The following is a 17085-nucleotide window of genomic DNA, read 5'->3' as shown; positions in this document are numbered from 1 at the left end:
TCGATGAGGGCCTTCGCTGTTCGCTCAATACACGCGCGCTTTGGGCGGGATGTACTGCACGTCGTTGGTCATGGTGTAGTCGTGAACCGGGCGATACTCGATCCTGACCTTGCCCTTGTCGTCGAGCCAGGCCAGCGTGTGCTTCATCCAGTTCTTGTCGTCGCGCGCCGAGAAGTCCTCGCGGGCATGCGCGCCGCGGCTCTCGGTGCGGTTGGCGGCCGAGTTCATCGTCACCACCGCCTGCGAGATCAGATTGTCGAACTCGAGCGTCTCGACCAGGTCGGAATTCCACACCAGCGAGCGGTCGGACACCGCAATGTCGGTGATGCCGCTGTGGACCTTCGCGATCAGGTTCTGGCCTTCGCTCAGCACTTCGCCGGTGCGGAACACGGCGCAGTTGTTCTGCATCACGTGCTGCATGCCTTCGCGCAGCTTCGCGGTCGACGTGCCACCCGAGGCGTAGCGATAATGGTCGAGGCGGCCGAGCGCGAGATCGGCGGAGTTCGCCGGCAGCTCGGGCTGCTTGGCGTTCGGCGTCAGCTTTTCGGCAAGACGCAGCGCCGCGGCGCGGCCGAACACGACGAGGTCGATCAGCGAGTTGGAGCCGAGGCGGTTGGCGCCGTGCACGGAGACGCAGGCGGCTTCGCCGATCGCCATCAGGCCGGGGATGATGGCGTTGTCGTCGCCGTCCTTCTTGGTCAGCACTTCGCCGTGATAGTTCGTGGGGATGCCGCCCATGTTGTAGTGCACGGTCGGCACGATCGGGATCGGCTCGCGCGTCACGTCGACATTGGCGAAGATCTTGGCGGATTCGGAGATGCCCGGCAGGCGCTCGGCGAGCACGGCGGGATCGAGATGGTCGAGATGCAGGAAGATGTGGTCCTTCTTCTTGCCGACGCCGCGACCTTCGCGGATCTCGATGGTCATCGCCCGCGAGACGACGTCGCGCGAGGCGAGGTCCTTCGCCGACGGCGCGTAGCGCTCCATGAAGCGCTCGCCTTCGGAGTTGACGAGATAGCCGCCCTCGCCGCGGGCGCCCTCGGTGACGAGACAGCCCGAGCCGTAGATGCCGGTCGGGTGAAACTGCACGAACTCCATGTCCTGCAGCGGCAGGCCGGCGCGCAGCACCATGCCGCCGCCGTCGCCGGTGCAGGTATGGGCCGAGGTGCAGGAGGCGTAGGCGCGGCCATAGCCGCCGGTCGCCAGGATCACGGTCTGGGCGCGGAAGCGGTGCAGCGTTCCGTCGTCGAGCTTGAGCGCGATGACGCCGCGGCAGGTGCCCTGGTCGTCCATGATCAAATCGATGGCGAAGAATTCGATGAAGAACTCGGCCGCATGGCGAAGCGACTGGCCATACATCGTGTGCAGCATGGCGTGGCCGGTGCGGTCGGCGGCGGCGCAGGTGCGCTGCGCCTGGCCCTTGCCGAACTCCATGGTCATGCCGCCGAACGGACGCTGGTAGATCTTGCCGTCCTCGGTGCGCGAGAACGGCACGCCCCAATGCTCGAGCTCGTAGACCGCGTCGGGCGCGTTGCGCACCATGTATTCGATCGCGTCCTGGTCGCCGAGCCAGTCCGACCCCTTCACGGTGTCGTACATGTGCCAGCGCCAGTCGTCCTTGTGCATGTTGCCGAGCGAAGCGGAGATGCCGCCCTGCGCCGCGACCGTGTGCGAGCGGGTCGGAAACACCTTGGTGATGCAGGCCGTCTTCAGGCCGGCTTCGCTGCAGCCGACCACGGCGCGCAGACCCGCGCCGCCGGCACCGACCACGACGACGTCATAGGTGTGGTCTTCGATCGGATAGGCTTTGCCGTTGGTGGCGGGAGCGCCGTTGCCCTTGCCATTCGTCTCGTTGGCCATGGGGTTTACACTCCGGATGAGAGCTTGATGATCGCGTAGATCGAGGCGAGCGCCACGGCGATCGAGAAGAAGTTGTTGAGCATGATCGAGACGAGCTTCAGCTTCTCGTTATGGACGTAGTCCTCGATCACGACCTGCATGCCGATCTTCATGTGCCAGGTGCTGGCGACGATGAAGAGCAGCATGATCACCGCGATCGGCAACGAGCCGAGGATCACCTTGGCGCCGGCCTGGTTGCTGCCGAGCGTCATCATGATGATGACGATCACCGGGATCATCAGCAGCGTCATCGCGACGCCGGTGAGGCGCTGGCGCCAGAAATCGGAGGTGCCCGAATGCGCGGCGCCGAGATTGCGGACCCGGCCAAGCGGGGTGCGCATGCTGCGCTTCGGCGTATCTGACGCGCTCATCGTATACCTCCGATCGCGTAGGCGATGATCCAGATCAGGATCGTCAGCGCGATGCCGCCGATCAGGGCGGCCCAGGTCAGCGCTTCGCGTTCATTGGCCTTGAAGCCGAAGCCGAGGTCCCACACGAAGTGCCGGATGCCGCTCAACATATGGTGCATCAGCGCCCAGGTGTAGCCGAACACGATCAGGCGGCCGATGATGCTGCCGGTGAAGGCCTGCACGTTGGAATAGGCCGCGGCCGAGCCCGACGCCGCTGCGATCAGCCACCAGGCCAGCAGCAGGGTCCCGACGTAAAGCGCGATACCGGTGGCGCGATGGACGATGGACAGCGCCATCGTCAGCGTCCAGCGGTAGACTTGCATGTGTGGTGAAAGCGGTCGTTCGATCCGTGCGGTCATGGGCTTTTGATGTTTAAGGCGGCCCAGCAGGGGGCGCGCGGGGATCGCGAAAGGTCGGCTCTATTTACGGAGTCGATTTGCCCTGCGCAATCACCAAATCGCCATAAATCGAACCTGCGTTCAGCTCTAGACCCTTGATGAACCAAGCCCAATCAGGGGCTTGGTATACCAGCTCGGTGGTGCACCGACAAAGGATCGAATCTATATTCATCCATTGGCGCGATCCGCGAGGCGCATTGAAATTACTATTGGAACGGCTCTAACCCGCCGACCGGCCGCTCCGGTTCGAACTAGTCAGTTCATGACGCCAAAACCTATGGAGGCAGCCGAGTCGCCGCTTCAGATTTCCGCCCTGCGCATCGATTTTCCGCAAGACGGAGGATATGCGCGCGCTGCATTCCACCCCAGCCGGAAACTCCGGCGCGTCGACCGCGCAAATCGGATCACCTACAGGCTCAAAAGGCACCTCACTCCGAATGGCTGACTCGGAGAGAGCTTGCGGCCGAGGGGACAATCCGGGTGATCGCAGGTCTTGATATCAAGGAACTCGTGGAGCTCGCGCTCCTGCTGATCGCAGTCGGCGCGCTGTCTGGATTTCTGGCGGGCGTGTTCGGCATCGGTGGCGGGGCGATTCTTGTGCCGGTGTTTTACGAATGCTTCCGCATCGCCGGCGTGCCGCTGGACGTGCGCATGCCGCTTTGCGTCGGCACCTCGCTCGCGGTGATCATCCCGACCTCGATCCGTTCGTTCCAGGCGCATTACAAGCGCGGCGCCGTCGATATGACGATCCTGCGCGTGTGGTGGCTGCCAATCGTCATCGGCGTCGTCGCCGGCAGCGTGATCGCGCGCTACGCGCCGGAGCGGCTGTTCAAGATCGTGTTCGTCGCCGTCGCCTACTCCGCGTCCGCCCGTCTCATCTTCGGTCGTGACAGCTGGACGCTCGGCGACGACCTTCCGCAGGGCCCGCTGATGCGCATCTACGGCTTCTGCGTCGGCATTTTGTCGACGCTGATGGGCATCGGCGGCGGACTGTTCTCGAATCTCTTGATGACGTTCTACGGTCGTCCGATCCATCAGGCGGTGGCGACGTCATCGGCGCTGGCGGTGCTGATCTCGATCCCCGGCGCGCTCGGCTACATCTACGCCGGCTGGCCTGCGGCTGCGACGTATCCCGGCGTCTCAGCGCTGCAAATCCCGTTCGCGCTCGGCTACGTCTCGCTGATCGGCGCCGTGCTGGTGATGCCGATGAGCCTCGTCACCGCGCCGCTCGGCGTGCGAGCCGCGCACGCGATGTCGAAGCGGACGCTCGAGGTCGCGTTCGGGTGTTATCTGTTTCTCGTGGGAAGCCGGTTTGTGATGAGTTTGGCCGGCGGGCAATGAGCGTTGGCATCGTAGGGTGGGTTAGCCTTGCGATTGCGCGAAGCGCAATCCGCGGGGCTAACCCACCCTATGACTTCGTTCGCAAGAACTGCGAGCGATCCCCTCACTTCTCCGCGTAAATATCCTTGTACGTATCACGCAAGATGTTCTTCTGCACTTTGCCCATCGTATTGCGCGGCAGCTCGTCGACGACGAAGACGCGCTTGGGCATCTTGAATTTTGCCAAACGCCCGTCGAGTGCCTTCAGCACCGCGGCCTCGGTCACGTCGGCGCCTTTGTTGCAGACCAGCACGGCCGTGACGCCCTCGCCGAAATCGGCATGCGGCACGCCGATCACGGCGGACTCGATCACGCCGGGCATGGCGTCGATCTCGGTCTCGATTTCCTTCGGATAGACGTTGAAGCCGCCCGAGATCACCAGATCCTTGCCGCGGCCGAGGATGTGGACGTAGCCCTTGTCGTCGATCTTGCCGAGATCGCCGGTGATGAAAAAGCCGTCCGGCCGGAATTCCGACTTGGTCTTCTCAGGCATGCGCCAATAGCCTTTGAACACGTTCGGGCCCTTGACCTCGATCATGCCGATCTCCTCGCGCGGCAATTCCTTGCCTGTCTCGGGCTCGGTGACGCGCACGGTGACGCCGGGCAGCGGAAAGCCGACCGCGCCGGGGACGCGCTCGCCGTCGTAAGGATTTGACGTGTTCATGTTGGTTTCGGTCATGCCGTAGCGCTCGAGTACGGCGTGGCCGGTGCGATCAGACCATTCGCGGTGGGTCTCTGCGAGCAGCGGCGCCGAGCCCGAGATGAACAGGCGCATGTGCTTGGTCGTCTCCTTCGACAAAGCGGGATTCTGCAGGAGCCTCGTGTAAAAGGTCGGCACGCCCATCAGCACCGTGGCGCGCGACATCAGCTTGATGATCAGGTCCGGATCGAGCTTCGGCAGGAAGATCATCGAGGCCCGCGAGAACAGCGTCACGTTGGTCGCCACGAACAGGCCGTGCGTGTGGTAGATCGGCAGCGCGTGGATCAGCACGTCCTTGTCGGTGAAGCGCCAGTAGTCGACGAGCGAGAGCGAGTTCGACGCGAGATTGTCATGGCTGAGCATCGCGCCCTTGGAGCGGCCGGTCGTGCCCGAGGTGTAGAGGATCGCGGCGAGATCGTCGTTGGCCCGCAAGACGGTGGTGAATTCGCTGCTCGCCTTGTCGGCGGCTTCCGTCAGCGAGCCCTTGCCGTCAGCGCCTAGCGTCTCGACCCTGGCCTTTACCTTGGCGGCGATCGGGGCGAGGCCCTCGGCCTTCGCGGGATCGCACACCACCAGGGCCGGTTCGGCATCGCCGATGAAGTAATCGAGCTCGTTGAGCGTATAGGCGGTGTTGAGCGGCAGATAGACCGCGCCGGCCCTGACAGTGCCGAGATACAGCACGATATTGGCGACGGACTTTTCGACCTGCACCGCAACGCGGTCGCCGGGCTTCACGCCGCGCGCGACCAGCACATTCGCCATTTGGCCTGCCCGCGCGATCAGATCGCCGTAGCTGATATGGACGCCGTCCTGCGTCTCGATCGCGAGACGTTTGGGATCGTCGAGGCCGTCGAACAGGCGGGAAAACAGATTGGCGTTGGCAGCTGGGTTCATGCAAGATTTCCTCGACCGCAAGGCTTGTACGACACGGCTCGTACGACAAGGCCGGTCAAAACCGAGGGCTGGATTAGCAAAAACCGCCCCAATGAAGCAACGGAGACAGTTTGCATGACCAAATCTGGGAAACGCGTGGCCTGGGTCACCGGCGGCGGCAGCGGGATCGGGGAGGCCGGCGCCGAGGCGTTGGCGGCCGACGGCTGGACGGTGGTGATTTCCGGCCGGCGTAAGGACGCCCTGGATGCCGTGGTTGCGAAGATCGTCAAGGCCGGCGGGACCGCCGAGGCGATTGCGCTTGATGTGTCCAACGCGGACCAGGCCCAGAAGGCCGCCGATCAGATCGTCGCCAAGCACGGCCGCATCGACCTGCTGGTGAACAATGCCGGCATCAACGTCCCCAAGCGCAGCTGGAAGGACATGGAACTTGAGGGCTGGGACAAGCTCGTCCAGGTCAATCTCAACGGCGTGCTCTATTGCATGCGCGCGGTGCTGCCGACGATGCGCAAGCAGCAGGACGGCTCGATCATCAACGTCTCGTCCTGGGCCGGCCGCCACGTCTCGAAGATGCCGGGCCCGGCCTACACCACGACCAAGCATGCGGTGCTGGCGCTGACCCATTCCTTCAACATGGACGAATGCGTCAACGGCCTGCGCGCCTGCTGCCTGATGCCCGGCGAGGTGGCGACGCCGATCCTGAAGCTGCGCCCGGTGGTGCCGAGCGAGGAGGAGCAGGCGAAGATGCTGCAATCCGAGGATCTCGGCCGCACCATCGCGTTCATCGCGTCGATGCCGCCGCGCGTGTGCATCAACGAGCTGCTGATCAGCCCGACGCATAATCGCGGGTTCATCCAGACGCCGAACAACAGGGATTGAGTTGCTCCACCCGCGCCTCATCCACCGCTGTCGTCCCGGATCTGCGCTTCGCTTGTCCGGGACGACGGCGGAGTTCGTAGCGCGCTTGCGGACCCCACGGCCACCCCGCCCGATAGTTTCACCCATCACAAAGAATTTTTCCTCGAAACCCCTTCGCGCACCCTCCCGTAATTCGGTCCAACGACGCGCTGCTGCTTCACGCCAAACTGTCGCAGACGCCGTTGTTGCCCCAACGCAAACGCCGGCGAGTGCCGGTCACATCGAAATCGGGAGTTTCTCCATGTCGAAGCGCATTGCCTATCTCGCCGCCGCTGCCTTCAGCGCGCTGGCCATCACCGCGACCGTCATCGCGCCCGCCCGCGCCGAGGAAAAGACCGTCATGGTCGGCGGCGCCGCGATGTTCCCGTCCAAGAACATCGTCCAGAACGCCGTCAACTCGAAGGACCACACCACGCTGGTTGCGGCCGTGAAGGCGGCCGGTCTCGTCCCGACGCTGGAAGGCAAGGGCCCGTTCACGGTGTTCGCGCCGACCAATGCCGCGTTCGGCAAGCTGCCGGCCGGCACCGTCGACACCCTGGTCAAGCCCGAGAACAAGGCGACCCTGACCAAGATCCTCACCTACCATGTCGTGGCCGGCAAGCTCGAGGCCTCCGACCTCACCGACGGCAAGAAGCTCAAGACCGTCGAGGGCGAGGAGCTGACCGTCAAGAAGCAGGACGGCAAGGTCTGGATCGTCGACGCCAAGGGCGGCACCTCGATGGTGACGATCTCCAACGTTAACCAGTCGAACGGCGTGATCCATGTGGTCGACACCGTGCTGATGCCGGCGACGTAACACTACACAGTCCTGTTTCATCCCCCACAGGATGTGGCGAAACAGCGAGCCGGGGAGACCCGGCTCGCTTTATTGTGACCGCCAGGGCAGGCGATTCGTTGTGGCGCCTGGCGTAACGAAGGCAGGCTATCAGGCGTATAATCATCGACACACGACGTTCAGGACGGAACCACCATGTCGAGCCTTACCGTGACCGACGAGCAGATCAGCGCCATCAAGCCCAAGGTGATCCAGCCGGTCTGGGTCCGGGTGATGCACTGGACCAACGCGTTCGCCATGATCCTGATGATCATGTCGGGCTGGCAGATCTACAACGCCTCGCCGCTGTTCGACTTCCGCTTCTCCCACGACATCACGCTGGGCGGCTGGCTCGGCGGCGGCCTGCTCTGGCATTTCGCGGCGATGTGGCTGTTGATGATCAACGGCCTCGCCTATCTCATCACCGGTTTTGCCTCGGGTCGCTTCCGCAAGAAGCTGCTGCCGATCACGCCGGCGGGCGTGCTCCACGACATCAGGGCGGCCCTGACCTTCAAGCTCAGCCATGACGATCTCAGCGTCTACAATTACGTGCAGCGCGCGCTCTATGCCGGCATCATCGTGGTTGGCGTGCTCATCGTGCTGTCCGGCCTGTCGATGTGGAAGCCGGTGCAATTGCATTGGCTGGTGACGCTGTTCGGCGACTATCCGACCGCGCGCTACGTCCATTTCTTCTGCATGGCCGCGATCTGCGCCTTCCTCGTCATTCACGTGTTGCTCGCGCTGCTGGTGCCGAAGAGCCTGCGCGCGATGATCATCGGTCGCTGAGAAGGAGCATCATCATGGCCAAGCGCTCATTCCTGATCCCCGGCGTCGACAAGCGATTGCTGATCAAGGATTCTCTCAAGGTGATGCCCGATCTCACCCGCCGCCGCTTCATCGCGGGTGGTGCCAGCCTCGGCGCGCTGACCTTGCTGACCGGATGCGACGTGGTCGATTCCTCTTCGGCCGATGCACTGCTGACGAGGATCTCGAAATTCAACGATGCCGTGCAGGATTTCATCTTCAATCCCGATGCGCTGGCGCCGACCTTCCCCGAGAGCGCGATTACAAAGCCGTTCCCGTTCAACGCCTATTACGATCTCGACGATGCGCCCGAGGTTGACGGCAAGGCCTGGAAGCTCGAGGTGCGCGGCCTCGTCGATGTCAAGAAGTCCTGGACGCTGGACGAGCTCTATAAGCTGCCGCAGTTCACGCAAGTGACCCGACATATCTGCGTCGAAGGCTGGAGCGCGATCGGCAGCTGGACCGGCACGCCGCTGCGCGATTTCCTGAAGCTTGTCGGCGCCGACACGCGCGCGAAATATGTCTGGTTCCAGTGCGCCGACAAGGATGGCTACAACTCACCGCTGGACATGCGCACCGCGCTGCATCCGCAGACGCAGATGACGTTCAAGTTCGGCAACGAGATTTTGCCCCGAGCCTACGGCTTTCCCATGAAGATCCGCGTGCCGACAAAGCTCGGCTTCAAGAACCCGAAATACGTGGTCTCGATGGAAGTCACCAACGACTACAAGGGCGGCTATTGGGAAGACCAGGGATATAATTCGTATAGCGGGAGTTAGATTTCCGCAGTGAAAGTGGCGGTGCGAGGCTCAGCCCTGTCACCCGCCAGCTGCGCACCATTCGCGCCACATGGTACGAAAGGCGGCCTCGAGCTGACGGGTGAACCGCGGACCGTCGCACAGCGGTGATGCCGCGAGCCGGCCGCGAAGGCCGGTCCGCAGCACCGCGAGCGCGGACAGGTCGGCAGCGAGCCGCGCGGCGGTCGCAATGTAATCCTGCGACCGCTCCGTCACGAGGTCCTGCAATCCGACCTGGCTCAGCATGCTGGCCCCGACCCGTCCCGCGTGCCGGTCGCCGGCAAGCGTCACGACGGGAACGCCCATCCACAGCGCTTCGCAGGTCGTCGTCGCGCCATTGTAAGGAAATGTGTCGAGCGCGATGTCGACCTCACCATAGACGGCGAGATGATCCGCCGCCGTCGGCAATTTTCCGATCAGCCTCACACGGTCGCTGGCAATCCCACGGTGCTCGAGCAGCCTCAGCACCCGCCTGCGCATTTCGGGATCGAGCAGCCGGGTCGACTTGAGAATGAGATGAGAGCCGGCGACCTCCTTCAAGACGCCAGCCCAGGCGTCCAGCACCTGATGGTTCACCTTGGCGAGATTGTTGAAGGATCCAAATGTCACGAAACCATTGCGCTCTGCCGGCAGCCTGCTCACGTCCGGCGCCGCAACCGGCGCGGTGTAGCAATGAAAACCGTCGGGCAGCCGGAATAGCCTTTCGGACGACGCGGAGTCGGCCGCGCCTGGCGGATCGACGATCGGATCGGTGAGCCGGTAGTCGATCGCGGACAGGCCGGTCGTGTCGGGATATCCGAGCCACGTCACCTGCAGCGGAGCGGGTTTGCGGGCAAAAACCTCCAGCCTGTGGCCATAAGTATGACCCGACAGGTCGACGAGAATGTCGATTGCGTCGGTGCGAATCTGGGCGGCGAACTCGCTGTCGTCGAGTCCTGTGGTCGAGCGCCAATGCGCTGCGTGAGACCTGAAAAAACCGGTCTGCTCGTCCTCGTCCGTACATCCCGAGTAGCAGAAGGTCTCAACGGATGCGGCATCATGGTTGAGGAAGATCGCAGAGAGGAAATATCCGACCGAATGCATCCTGAAATCCGCGGACACGTATCCGATGCGCAGCCGGCGTTCCGGATCGCGCAGGTTCGGCCAGTCGGCGAACCGCGGCGTTTGCGCGTGAAAGCTCTCAACTTCCCGCGCGCTGTTGCGCAAGATGTCCGGCGCGAATTCGCGGTCGTAATGCAGATGCATCAGCAGTGAAGAAAGATGATTACGGAAATTCGTGCGAAGCTGCGCCGCAAATCGAAATCGCTCAGCGGTGTCCGCGTCGCAGCCAAGCGGCGGACGTTCGTCCCTCCCGCATGCCAGATAGGCTTGAGTGAGCCGTGGATCGCGAGTCGTGGCGGCCTCGATGGTCGTGACCACCTTTGCAAATTGGCGCTGGCATTCGCCCAACGCCATGTCCGCTGGCGACAATGAGGCATCCAGGCTTAGATCCAGTGCAAGGGCCTGGCCGAAGCATTTCTGCGCTTCATCCATCTCGCCGGTTTCCGCCAGACAGTCACCGAGGTTGCGCCAGGCAACGGCATAGTCCGGCAGCAGCGCCAACGCCTTCCGGTAATGCGCGATGGCCGACGTCCTGTCTCCGAGCGAGTGCAGGGAGTCCCCGAGATTGTTCCATATCTGGGCGAGATCGGGCCGAAGCGCCAGCGCCTTCCGATATTCCGCCACCGCCTCGGCGAAGCGGTGTTGGTCCTTGAGCGCGATGCCAAGATTGTTCAGCGCTTCCGGAAAGTCGGGATGGATTGCGATGGCGTTCCGATAACGGCCGACCGCGGCTTCGAGCCGTCCTTCCTGATGGTGCCAAAACGCTTCGAACAGAGCCTTTTCGGCTTCGGGTGGCGCCCCTGGAGCCGCCTGCTGCGCTGTTGCCGTCATCGCCTCTGCCAGTTCGCCACCATCGAAATTGGCCGAACCTACCCAAATTGTGTGACGGTCCGGAGTAGGTGCGGGCGCCGATCCTGTCGCGGGCTTGGAGCGTCCGATTTGCCGATTATCGAGCCAACCGCCCCTGAAACGCCGCCAGAATCGCTCCCAGCGCCAGCAGCGCCGCCGACACGTTCAGTGCGTAGCTCAGGCTCCCCAGCGCATCGGTGATCGCGCCGACCACGATCGGTCCGAGCGTCTGTCCGACGCCGAACGAGATCGTCATCGCCGCGATCGCGCGCGGCCACACCTCCGGCGGATAGTTGAAGCGCACGAAGGCGGTGGTCGAGCCGACGACGGCGAAGAAGGCAACGCCGAACACCAATGCAGAGGTCGCAAGCCACGCGGTCGAATGCCCGAGCATCGGCAGGCCGGCACCGATCGCGTTGGTGCCGAGGATGATGGTGGTCGCAAGGCCGCCGCGGTCGAGCGCGAGCACACCTCGCCAGACCCAGGGCGTCACGAACGCGCTCATGCCGATCAGGCCCCAGAATGCGGCCTGCGCCGCCGCACCGCCGCCGCCGTCGCGCACATAGGCGATCATGAAGGTCATGTAGGCGATGTAACCGGCGCCGAACAGGAAATAGGACGCGAGGTAGATCAGCACGGGAACAACGGCGAAGGCGGCGTGGCTGCCTTCGGAAAAGCGCGCGCCGCTCTCGATCCGGACCAGAAACAGCGGCACCGTCATCACCGCCGAGAGCAGCGTCAGCGCCCACCAGACGATCCACCACGAGCCCGGGCCGAAATGCTGCAGCGTGAACGGTGCAATCAGCCCGGAGGAAAGGATGCCGATGCCAGGCCCGGCATAAAACAAACTCAGCAGGAAATTGGCCCGCTCGGGGCGCGACTGCGCGATGGTTGCGGCCAGCGCACCGCCGGCAACGAACCCGGCCGCGGCCCCGAGACCGAGCACGAGGCGCGCCAGGCTCAGCGCGATGAAATTGCCCGTCAGCGCGCAGGTGGCGAGCGCGGCGAGGCAGGCGAGGGTTCCGCCGCGGATCGCCGCCGCCCAGCCGACGCGCTGGATCAGCCGGGACGCAAAAAGCGCGCCGACGAGGTAGCCGACGGCGTTGATGGTGTTCATGAACCCGGCCGCCGAATAGGACCAGCCGAGGTCCTCCCGCATGTCGGGCAGCACCAGCGCATAGGCAAACCGGCCGATGCCGAGCCCGACGGTCGCGGCCAGCGACAAGGTCAGGATCAGCCGCGCAGGATGTGCGACGGGTGGGCGGTCTGGGGCAAGCAAGGGGGTACTCCGGCGGCCGCCAGTGTGGCAGGCCCTGCCCCCTTTGCACAGCCGCGGCGCGGCAATGGTGTCTTGCCAAGCGCGCAACGCCGCTCTAGCACTCCGGCCGTCCCGTCATTCCGGGGCGCGCCATTTTTGGCGCGAGCCCGGAATCCATTTCCCCGCTGGCGCTGTGGCCCGATGGATTCCGGGCTCGCTCGCTTTGCTCGCGCCCCGGAATGACGCCCCAGGATTGAGAGGAAACTGATATGGCGACCCACAAATTGCTGCTGCTCCCCGGCGACGGTATCGGCCCGGAGGTGATGGGCGAGGTGAAGCGGCTGATCGATTGGCTCAATTCATCAGGGATCGCCAAATTCGAGACCGATACCGGCCTCGTCGGCGGTTCGGCCTACGACGCCCACAAGGTGTCGATCTCGGAAGGAGACATGGCCAAGGCGATGGAGGCCGACGCCATCATCTTCGGCGCGGTCGGCGGTCCGAAGTGGGATGCGGTGCCGTACGAGGTTCGCCCGGAAGCCGGCCTCTTGCGCCTGCGCAAGGATCTCGCTTTGTTCGCCAACCTCCGCCCGGCCGTCTGCTATCCGGCGCTGGCGGACGCTTCGAGCCTGAAGCGCGAAGCGGTCGAGGGCCTCGACATCATGATCGTGCGCGAGCTCACCGGCGGCGTCTATTTCGGCGAGCCCAAGACCATCACCGATCTCGGCAACGGCCAGAAGCGCGCCATCGATACCCAGGTCTACGACACCTATGAGATCGAGCGCATCGGCCGCGTCGCCTTCGAGCTTGCCCGCAAGCGCAAGAACAAGGTGACCTCGATGGAGAAGCGCAACGTCATGAAGTCGGGCGTGCTCTGGAACGAGGTCATGACCGCCGTCCACAAGCGCGAATATCCTGATGTCACGCTCGAGCATCAACTCGCTGACTCCGGCGGCATGATGCTGGTGAAATGGCCGAAGCAGTTCGACGTCATCGTCACCGACAATCTGTTCGGCGACATGCTGTCCGACATCGCGGCGATGCTCACCGGCTCGCTCGGCATGCTGCCCTCGGCCTCGCTCGGCGAAGTCGACGTCAAGAGCAGGAAGCGCAGAGCGCTCTACGAGCCCGTGCACGGTTCGGCGCCTGACATCGCAGGCCAAGGCCTCGCCAATCCGATCGCGATGATCTCGTCCTTCGGCATGGCGCTGCGCTATTCCTTCGACATGGGCGATCTCGCCGACAAGGTCGACGCCGCGATCGCAGCCGTGCTCGCCAGCGGCCTGCGCACCGCCGACATCAAGTCGGAAGGCACGACCGCCGCCTCGACCACGCAGATGGGCGAAGCGATCCTCAAGGAATTGCAGAAGCTGCACGCGTAAGGATTGGTGCTGTCATTCCGGGATGGTCCGAAGGACCAGACCCGGAATGACAGCTTTCAGCTTCAGTTGCGCACTCGGAGCCACCGCATGGATTTACCCCGCCCCAAGATCGCGGAAACCTTCATCCATGAAACGGTGCGCCAGCGCGAGGCGCAGATCGGGCGGCGCTGCGAAATTCTCAGCCATAGCCGCATCGAATATGCCTCGCTCGGCGACTACTCCTATCTCGGCGAGCATTGCGACGTTGCCGGTGCGGTGATCGGCAAGTTCTGCGCCGTCGCCAATTCGGTGCGGATCGGCGCGCCCAATCATCCGATGGGCCGTGCCTCCCAGCATCGCTTCACCTACGTCCCCGAATATTACGAGGCCACGGCAACGCGTGACCGCGACTTCTTCGCGGATCGCCGCGGCGACCGTGTCATCGTCGGCAATGATGTCTGGATCGGCCATGCCGCGATCCTGCTGCCGGGCGTCTCGGTCGGCGACGGCGCGGTGATCGGTGCGGGCGCGGTCGTCAGTCGCGATGTGGCGCCCTACACCATCGTTGGCGGCGTTCCCGCGCGCGCCATTCGCAAGCGCTTCGATGATTCCGTGGCAGAGAGCCTGCGCCGCATCGCCTGGTGGGATTGGCCGGATGAGCTGATCTTCGCGCGCCTCGCCGATTTCCGCTCCGAGGCGATCGGGGAGTTTTGCCGGCGCTACGATCCGGCGGGCAACACGTAAAACGAATCTCGCACAAACAATAAAGGCCGGGCGTGAGCCCGGCCTTTTGATTCGGTCGTGATGTCCGCTCAGTACAGCGGGAAATTCTGCGGATAGCCGCCGACATCGGCCGGCGTCGCCAGCGGCTGGCGATCGATCGGGCGGTTGAGGTTTTCGCGCGCGAAGGACGGGTAGCCCACGGCCGGCGGGAAGGCGTAGTCGCTGAACTTGCGATCGCCCGGATTGACCTCGGTGCCGCCGTCGAGCCAGGAGCGCTTGCTCACGTAAATACGGGTGCGACCCTGCTGGTAGACCGCATTGGGACCACCGGCGCCGTAGATCGGCCGGCCGCGATCGTCGTAGCGCTGCTTGGTCTTGGTATCGGCCGAGGCCGGCGCCGCGAAGGCCATCGCAACCACGGCGCCCGCCGCAAGCAATGTCGCCAGTTTGTTCGCGGCCAGGAAATTGAAGCTCATCACGTCCCCTTCAGGCGGCAAGCCGCCAGTCGATTTCAACCCTCATACTAGCCCGGCCGGGGTGGCCGCAACTAGGTCAATTCAGTCACACCGCGCCGGAATAATTGTTTCCGTCGGGAAAAATTGCATGAATACCAGCGACTTGAGCTTGATGCTGCTCAAAGTGCGCCGCGCAATTGCGCATTCGCCGCGCCCAGCAGCCAGTCCGCCGAGCCGCCGGGCTCGCAGGAGCGGCGCTTCAGCTCCGCATGGGCGAACATCTCCGCCAGCTTCGGCTCTTTGCCCGAGGTCAGCAGCGTCAGGCGGTTGAGCGTGCAGGCGATCGCCGCGCGCCGGGCCGGCAGCGTGCCGCCCTGGCAGGAGAAGCCGGAGATCTGCAGTGCCGGCTCCTCGTTGCGCTTGAGGTAGCCGAGGCAGGAGGGTGCCCGCTCGGCCATGCCGGTCGGCTGAAACAAGGCGACAGGGCCGAACTTGGTGTCGATCAGGCCGGCCTGCTCGAGCACGGTGGCCGCATCCAGGCCCATCCGGACGGCGAGGCCCGAGACCGCCGGGCGCGTGACGTCGAATTCGCTGCCTTCCCGGTAAATCTCGATCTCGGCCACTTGCGTGTCGGCATCGCCAGTCCAGCGCATCACGTCGCGGCGGCCGCCTTCAGGGTGCCGAAAGATGGTATAAGAGGCTGGTTTCTCTGACGAATCGAGTTTGGCGACGGCGAAGGCCGGACGCGAGCGGGAGGCCTCGGACCACAGCAGCTTCTCCGCGGTCACGTCGTCACGCAGGTCAGGCAGCTGACCGAGCCCAGCAAGGGCGAGGATGGCAAACAGGGCGAGCGTCCCCACATAGGCGAACAGGCGCGCCAGCGTGCCGACCACTTCGTCGGCGAAATTGGCGAGCGCCAGATGGATCTGGGTGGGGCTAACGGCCGTGCTGGCCTCAGGCGACTGCATCCATGGCCTTCAGGCATGGTCCAACGTTGTCTTGAGGCTTTTTCTCGCATAGAAGCGCTGCTCTTCCTGTTTAAGCACTAGCTTCAGGAACGGGCTTTTTCATCGGAGAGTGAACGATGGGTTACAAAGTCGCAGTCGTCGGCGCGACCGGCAATGTCGGACGGGAAATGCTCAACATTCTCGATGAGCGCAAATTTCCCGCGGACGAGGTCGTGGCGCTGGCGTCACGCCGCAGCATCGGCGTCGAGGTCTCCTATGGCGACCGCACCCTGAAGGTCAAAGCGCTCGAGCATTACGATTTCTCCGATGTCGACATCTGCCTGATGTCGGCGGGCGGCTCGGTGTCGAAGGAATGGTCGCCGAAGATCGGCGCCGCCGGCGCGGTCGTGATCGACAATTCGTCGGCCTGGCGCATGGATCCCGACGTGCCGCTGATCGTGCCCGAGGTGAACGCGGCCGCGACCGAAGGCTTCAAGAAGAAGAACATCATCGCCAACCCGAACTGCTCGACCGCGCAGCTCGTGGTCGCGCTCAAGCCGCTGCACGACAAGGCTGTTATCAAGCGCGTCGTGGTCTCGACCTATCAATCGGTGTCGGGCGCCGGCAAGGATGCAATGGACGAATTGTTCTCGCAGACCAAGGCCGTCTACACCAACCAGGAACTGGTCAACAAGAAATTCCCGACGCGCATCGCCTTCAACGTCATCCCCCACATCGACGTCTTCATGGAGGACGGCTACACCAAGGAAGAGTGGAAGATGATGGCGGAGACCAAGAAGATCCTTGATCCCAAGATCAAGCTCTCCGCGACCTGCGTGCGCGTGCCTGTGTTCGTCGGCCATTCCGAGGCCGTCAATATCGAGTTCGAGAACCCGATCAGCGCGGACGAAGCGCGCAACATCCTGCGCACGGCGCCGGGCTGCCTCGTTATCGACAAGCACGAGCCCGGCGGCTACGCCACGCCCTATGAAGCGGCCGGCGAGGATGCCACCTATATCAGCCGCATCCGTGAGGACGCGACGGTGGAGAACGGTCTCGTGCTGTGGTGCGTGTCGGACAACCTCCGCAAGGGCGCCGCCCTCAACGCGATCCAGATCGCGGAGGTCTTGATCAACCGCAAGCTGATCAGCGCCAAGAAGAAGGCGGCTTAAGGAGCTCTCTCCTGTCGTCCCGGACAAGCGCGCAAAGCGCGCGCAGATCCGGGACCCATAACCACAGGACGTGGTTTGGTGAGAAGCTGGTAACTCCGGGTCTTCGCAAAACGATTGCTGCGGCGTATGGGTCCCTGTGTGTGGAAAGTCTGTCATGATGGCGGTGGGCGGGAAGCCGTTGGGTCCTTGGCGCTTGACGCCGTGATCC

The 17085-nt window shown here is 63.8% G+C and carries 16 protein-coding genes; 8 read left to right on the top strand and 8 right to left on the bottom strand.

What is annotated here, in order from left to right; genetic code table 11:
• Positions 1-24: 24 nt before the first annotated feature.
• Genes sdhA through sdhC form a run of 3 tightly spaced genes read right to left on the bottom strand, consistent with a single transcriptional unit; the run spans position 25 to position 2668 of the window.
• A complete protein-coding gene (gene sdhA / locus M2427_RS39920; RefSeq protein WP_280712210.1) occupies positions 25-1860 on the bottom strand; it encodes a succinate dehydrogenase flavoprotein subunit in 1836 nt (611 codons plus the stop codon).
• A 5-nt stretch (positions 1861-1865) separates the two neighbouring features.
• Positions 1866-2270 (bottom strand): succinate dehydrogenase, hydrophobic membrane anchor protein, encoded by a 405-nt coding sequence (gene sdhD / locus M2427_RS39915; RefSeq protein ID WP_280712209.1) that lies wholly within the window; start codon positions 2268-2270, stop codon positions 1866-1868.
• Positions 2267-2668: a succinate dehydrogenase, cytochrome b556 subunit gene (gene sdhC / locus M2427_RS39910; RefSeq protein ID WP_280712208.1), complete on the bottom strand. Its 402-nt coding sequence runs from the start codon at positions 2666-2668 to the stop codon at positions 2267-2269. The genes sdhD and sdhC overlap by 4 nt, the downstream gene beginning before the upstream one ends.
• A gap of 519 nt (positions 2669-3187) precedes the next feature.
• Between sdhC and M2427_RS39905 the strand changes: the two genes are divergently transcribed.
• The gene (locus M2427_RS39905; protein ID WP_280712207.1) at positions 3188-4048 is read left to right on the top strand and encodes a sulfite exporter TauE/SafE family protein; all 861 of its coding nucleotides are present in this window, start codon (positions 3188-3190) and stop codon (positions 4046-4048) included.
• A 103-nt stretch (positions 4049-4151) separates the two neighbouring features.
• Here M2427_RS39905 and M2427_RS39900 read toward each other — a convergent pair whose 3' ends face one another.
• Positions 4152-5681 carry a malonyl-CoA synthase gene (locus tag M2427_RS39900; RefSeq protein WP_280712206.1) on the bottom strand — a complete coding sequence of 510 codons (1530 nt, stop codon included), beginning with the start codon at positions 5679-5681 and terminating at the stop codon, positions 4152-4154.
• Positions 5682-5795: 114 nt separating this feature from the next.
• Between M2427_RS39900 and M2427_RS39895 the strand changes: the two genes are divergently transcribed.
• The 4 genes from M2427_RS39895 to M2427_RS39880 all read left to right on the top strand — a co-directional run bounded on the left by M2427_RS39895 (position 5796) and on the right by M2427_RS39880 (position 8993).
• Positions 5796-6557: an SDR family oxidoreductase gene (locus M2427_RS39895; RefSeq protein ID WP_280712205.1), complete on the top strand. Its 762-nt coding sequence runs from the start codon at positions 5796-5798 to the stop codon at positions 6555-6557.
• A 280-nt stretch (positions 6558-6837) separates the two neighbouring features.
• Entirely contained in the window at positions 6838-7392 is a 555-nt protein-coding gene (locus M2427_RS39890) for a fasciclin domain-containing protein (RefSeq protein WP_280712204.1), read from the top strand.
• Positions 7393-7566: 174 nt separating this feature from the next.
• Positions 7567-8196, top strand: a complete 630-nt coding sequence (locus M2427_RS39885; protein ID WP_280712203.1) for a cytochrome b/b6 domain-containing protein — start codon at positions 7567-7569, stop codon at positions 8194-8196.
• Positions 8197-8210: 14 nt separating this feature from the next.
• Positions 8211-8993: a molybdopterin-binding protein gene (locus tag M2427_RS39880; protein ID WP_280712202.1), complete on the top strand. Its 783-nt coding sequence runs from the start codon at positions 8211-8213 to the stop codon at positions 8991-8993.
• Between the two features lie 39 nt (positions 8994-9032).
• Here the strand turns inward: M2427_RS39880 and M2427_RS39875 are convergent, their stop codons facing one another.
• Together M2427_RS39875 and M2427_RS39870 are read right to left on the bottom strand one after the other, a co-directional pair.
• Complete coding sequence (locus tag M2427_RS39875) at positions 9033-10943, bottom strand: tetratricopeptide repeat protein (protein WP_280712201.1); 1911 nt, start codon at positions 10941-10943, stop codon at positions 9033-9035.
• 115 nt (positions 10944-11058) lie between these two features.
• A complete protein-coding gene (locus M2427_RS39870) occupies positions 11059-12240 on the bottom strand; it encodes a YbfB/YjiJ family MFS transporter (RefSeq protein WP_280712200.1) in 1182 nt (393 codons plus the stop codon).
• Between the two features lie 248 nt (positions 12241-12488).
• Between M2427_RS39870 and leuB the strand changes: the two genes are divergently transcribed.
• Together leuB and M2427_RS39860 are read left to right on the top strand one after the other, a co-directional pair.
• Positions 12489-13601, top strand: coding sequence for a 3-isopropylmalate dehydrogenase (gene leuB / locus M2427_RS39865; protein WP_280712199.1), 1113 nt, complete (start codon positions 12489-12491; stop codon positions 13599-13601).
• A gap of 87 nt (positions 13602-13688) precedes the next feature.
• On the top strand, positions 13689-14324 hold the full coding sequence (locus M2427_RS39860) for a DapH/DapD/GlmU-related protein (RefSeq protein ID WP_280712198.1): 636 nt from the start codon (positions 13689-13691) through the stop codon (positions 14322-14324).
• A 68-nt stretch (positions 14325-14392) separates the two neighbouring features.
• Here the strand turns inward: M2427_RS39860 and M2427_RS39855 are convergent, their stop codons facing one another.
• Entirely contained in the window at positions 14393-14779 is a 387-nt protein-coding gene (locus tag M2427_RS39855; protein WP_280712197.1) for a hypothetical protein, read from the bottom strand.
• A gap of 158 nt (positions 14780-14937) precedes the next feature.
• Positions 14938-15726 carry a hypothetical protein gene (locus M2427_RS39850; protein ID WP_280712196.1) on the bottom strand — a complete coding sequence of 263 codons (789 nt, stop codon included), beginning with the start codon at positions 15724-15726 and terminating at the stop codon, positions 14938-14940.
• A gap of 116 nt (positions 15727-15842) precedes the next feature.
• Between M2427_RS39850 and M2427_RS39845 the strand changes: the two genes are divergently transcribed.
• Positions 15843-16877: an aspartate-semialdehyde dehydrogenase gene (locus M2427_RS39845; protein ID WP_280712195.1), complete on the top strand. Its 1035-nt coding sequence runs from the start codon at positions 15843-15845 to the stop codon at positions 16875-16877.
• Positions 16878-17085: the final 208 nt, after the last annotated feature.

The organism is Bradyrhizobium sp. BR13661, from assembly GCF_029892425.1.
Lineage (GTDB): Bacteria > Pseudomonadota > Alphaproteobacteria > Rhizobiales > Xanthobacteraceae > Bradyrhizobium.
The sequence above is the reverse complement of the archived record's forward strand: the minus strand, read 5'-3'. Positions and strand labels throughout refer to the sequence as shown.

Excerpts from the sequence above, each read along its gene's own strand:
- sdhA (WP_280712210.1), bottom strand. The coding sequence starts at position 1,860 with ATGGCCAACGAGACGAATGGCAAGGGCAACGGCGCTCCCGCCACCAAC.
- sdhD (WP_280712209.1), bottom strand. The coding sequence starts at position 2,270 with ATGAGCGCGTCAGATACGCCGAAGCGCAGCATGCGCACCCCGCTTGGC.
- sdhC (WP_280712208.1), bottom strand. The coding sequence starts at position 2,668 with ATGACCGCACGGATCGAACGACCGCTTTCACCACACATGCAAGTCTAC.
- M2427_RS39900 (WP_280712206.1), bottom strand. The coding sequence starts at position 5,681 with ATGAACCCAGCTGCCAACGCCAATCTGTTTTCCCGCCTGTTCGACGGC.
- M2427_RS39895 (WP_280712205.1), top strand. The coding sequence starts at position 5,796 with ATGACCAAATCTGGGAAACGCGTGGCCTGGGTCACCGGCGGCGGCAGC.
- M2427_RS39890 (WP_280712204.1), top strand. The coding sequence starts at position 6,838 with ATGTCGAAGCGCATTGCCTATCTCGCCGCCGCTGCCTTCAGCGCGCTG.
- M2427_RS39885 (WP_280712203.1), top strand. The coding sequence starts at position 7,567 with ATGTCGAGCCTTACCGTGACCGACGAGCAGATCAGCGCCATCAAGCCC.
- M2427_RS39880 (WP_280712202.1), top strand. The coding sequence starts at position 8,211 with ATGGCCAAGCGCTCATTCCTGATCCCCGGCGTCGACAAGCGATTGCTG.
- M2427_RS39875 (WP_280712201.1), bottom strand. The coding sequence starts at position 10,943 with ATGACGGCAACAGCGCAGCAGGCGGCTCCAGGGGCGCCACCCGAAGCC.
- leuB (WP_280712199.1), top strand. The coding sequence starts at position 12,489 with ATGGCGACCCACAAATTGCTGCTGCTCCCCGGCGACGGTATCGGCCCG.
- M2427_RS39860 (WP_280712198.1), top strand. The coding sequence starts at position 13,689 with ATGGATTTACCCCGCCCCAAGATCGCGGAAACCTTCATCCATGAAACG.
- M2427_RS39855 (WP_280712197.1), bottom strand. The coding sequence starts at position 14,779 with ATGAGCTTCAATTTCCTGGCCGCGAACAAACTGGCGACATTGCTTGCG.
- M2427_RS39850 (WP_280712196.1), bottom strand. The coding sequence starts at position 15,726 with ATGCAGTCGCCTGAGGCCAGCACGGCCGTTAGCCCCACCCAGATCCAT.
- M2427_RS39845 (WP_280712195.1), top strand. The coding sequence starts at position 15,843 with ATGGGTTACAAAGTCGCAGTCGTCGGCGCGACCGGCAATGTCGGACGG.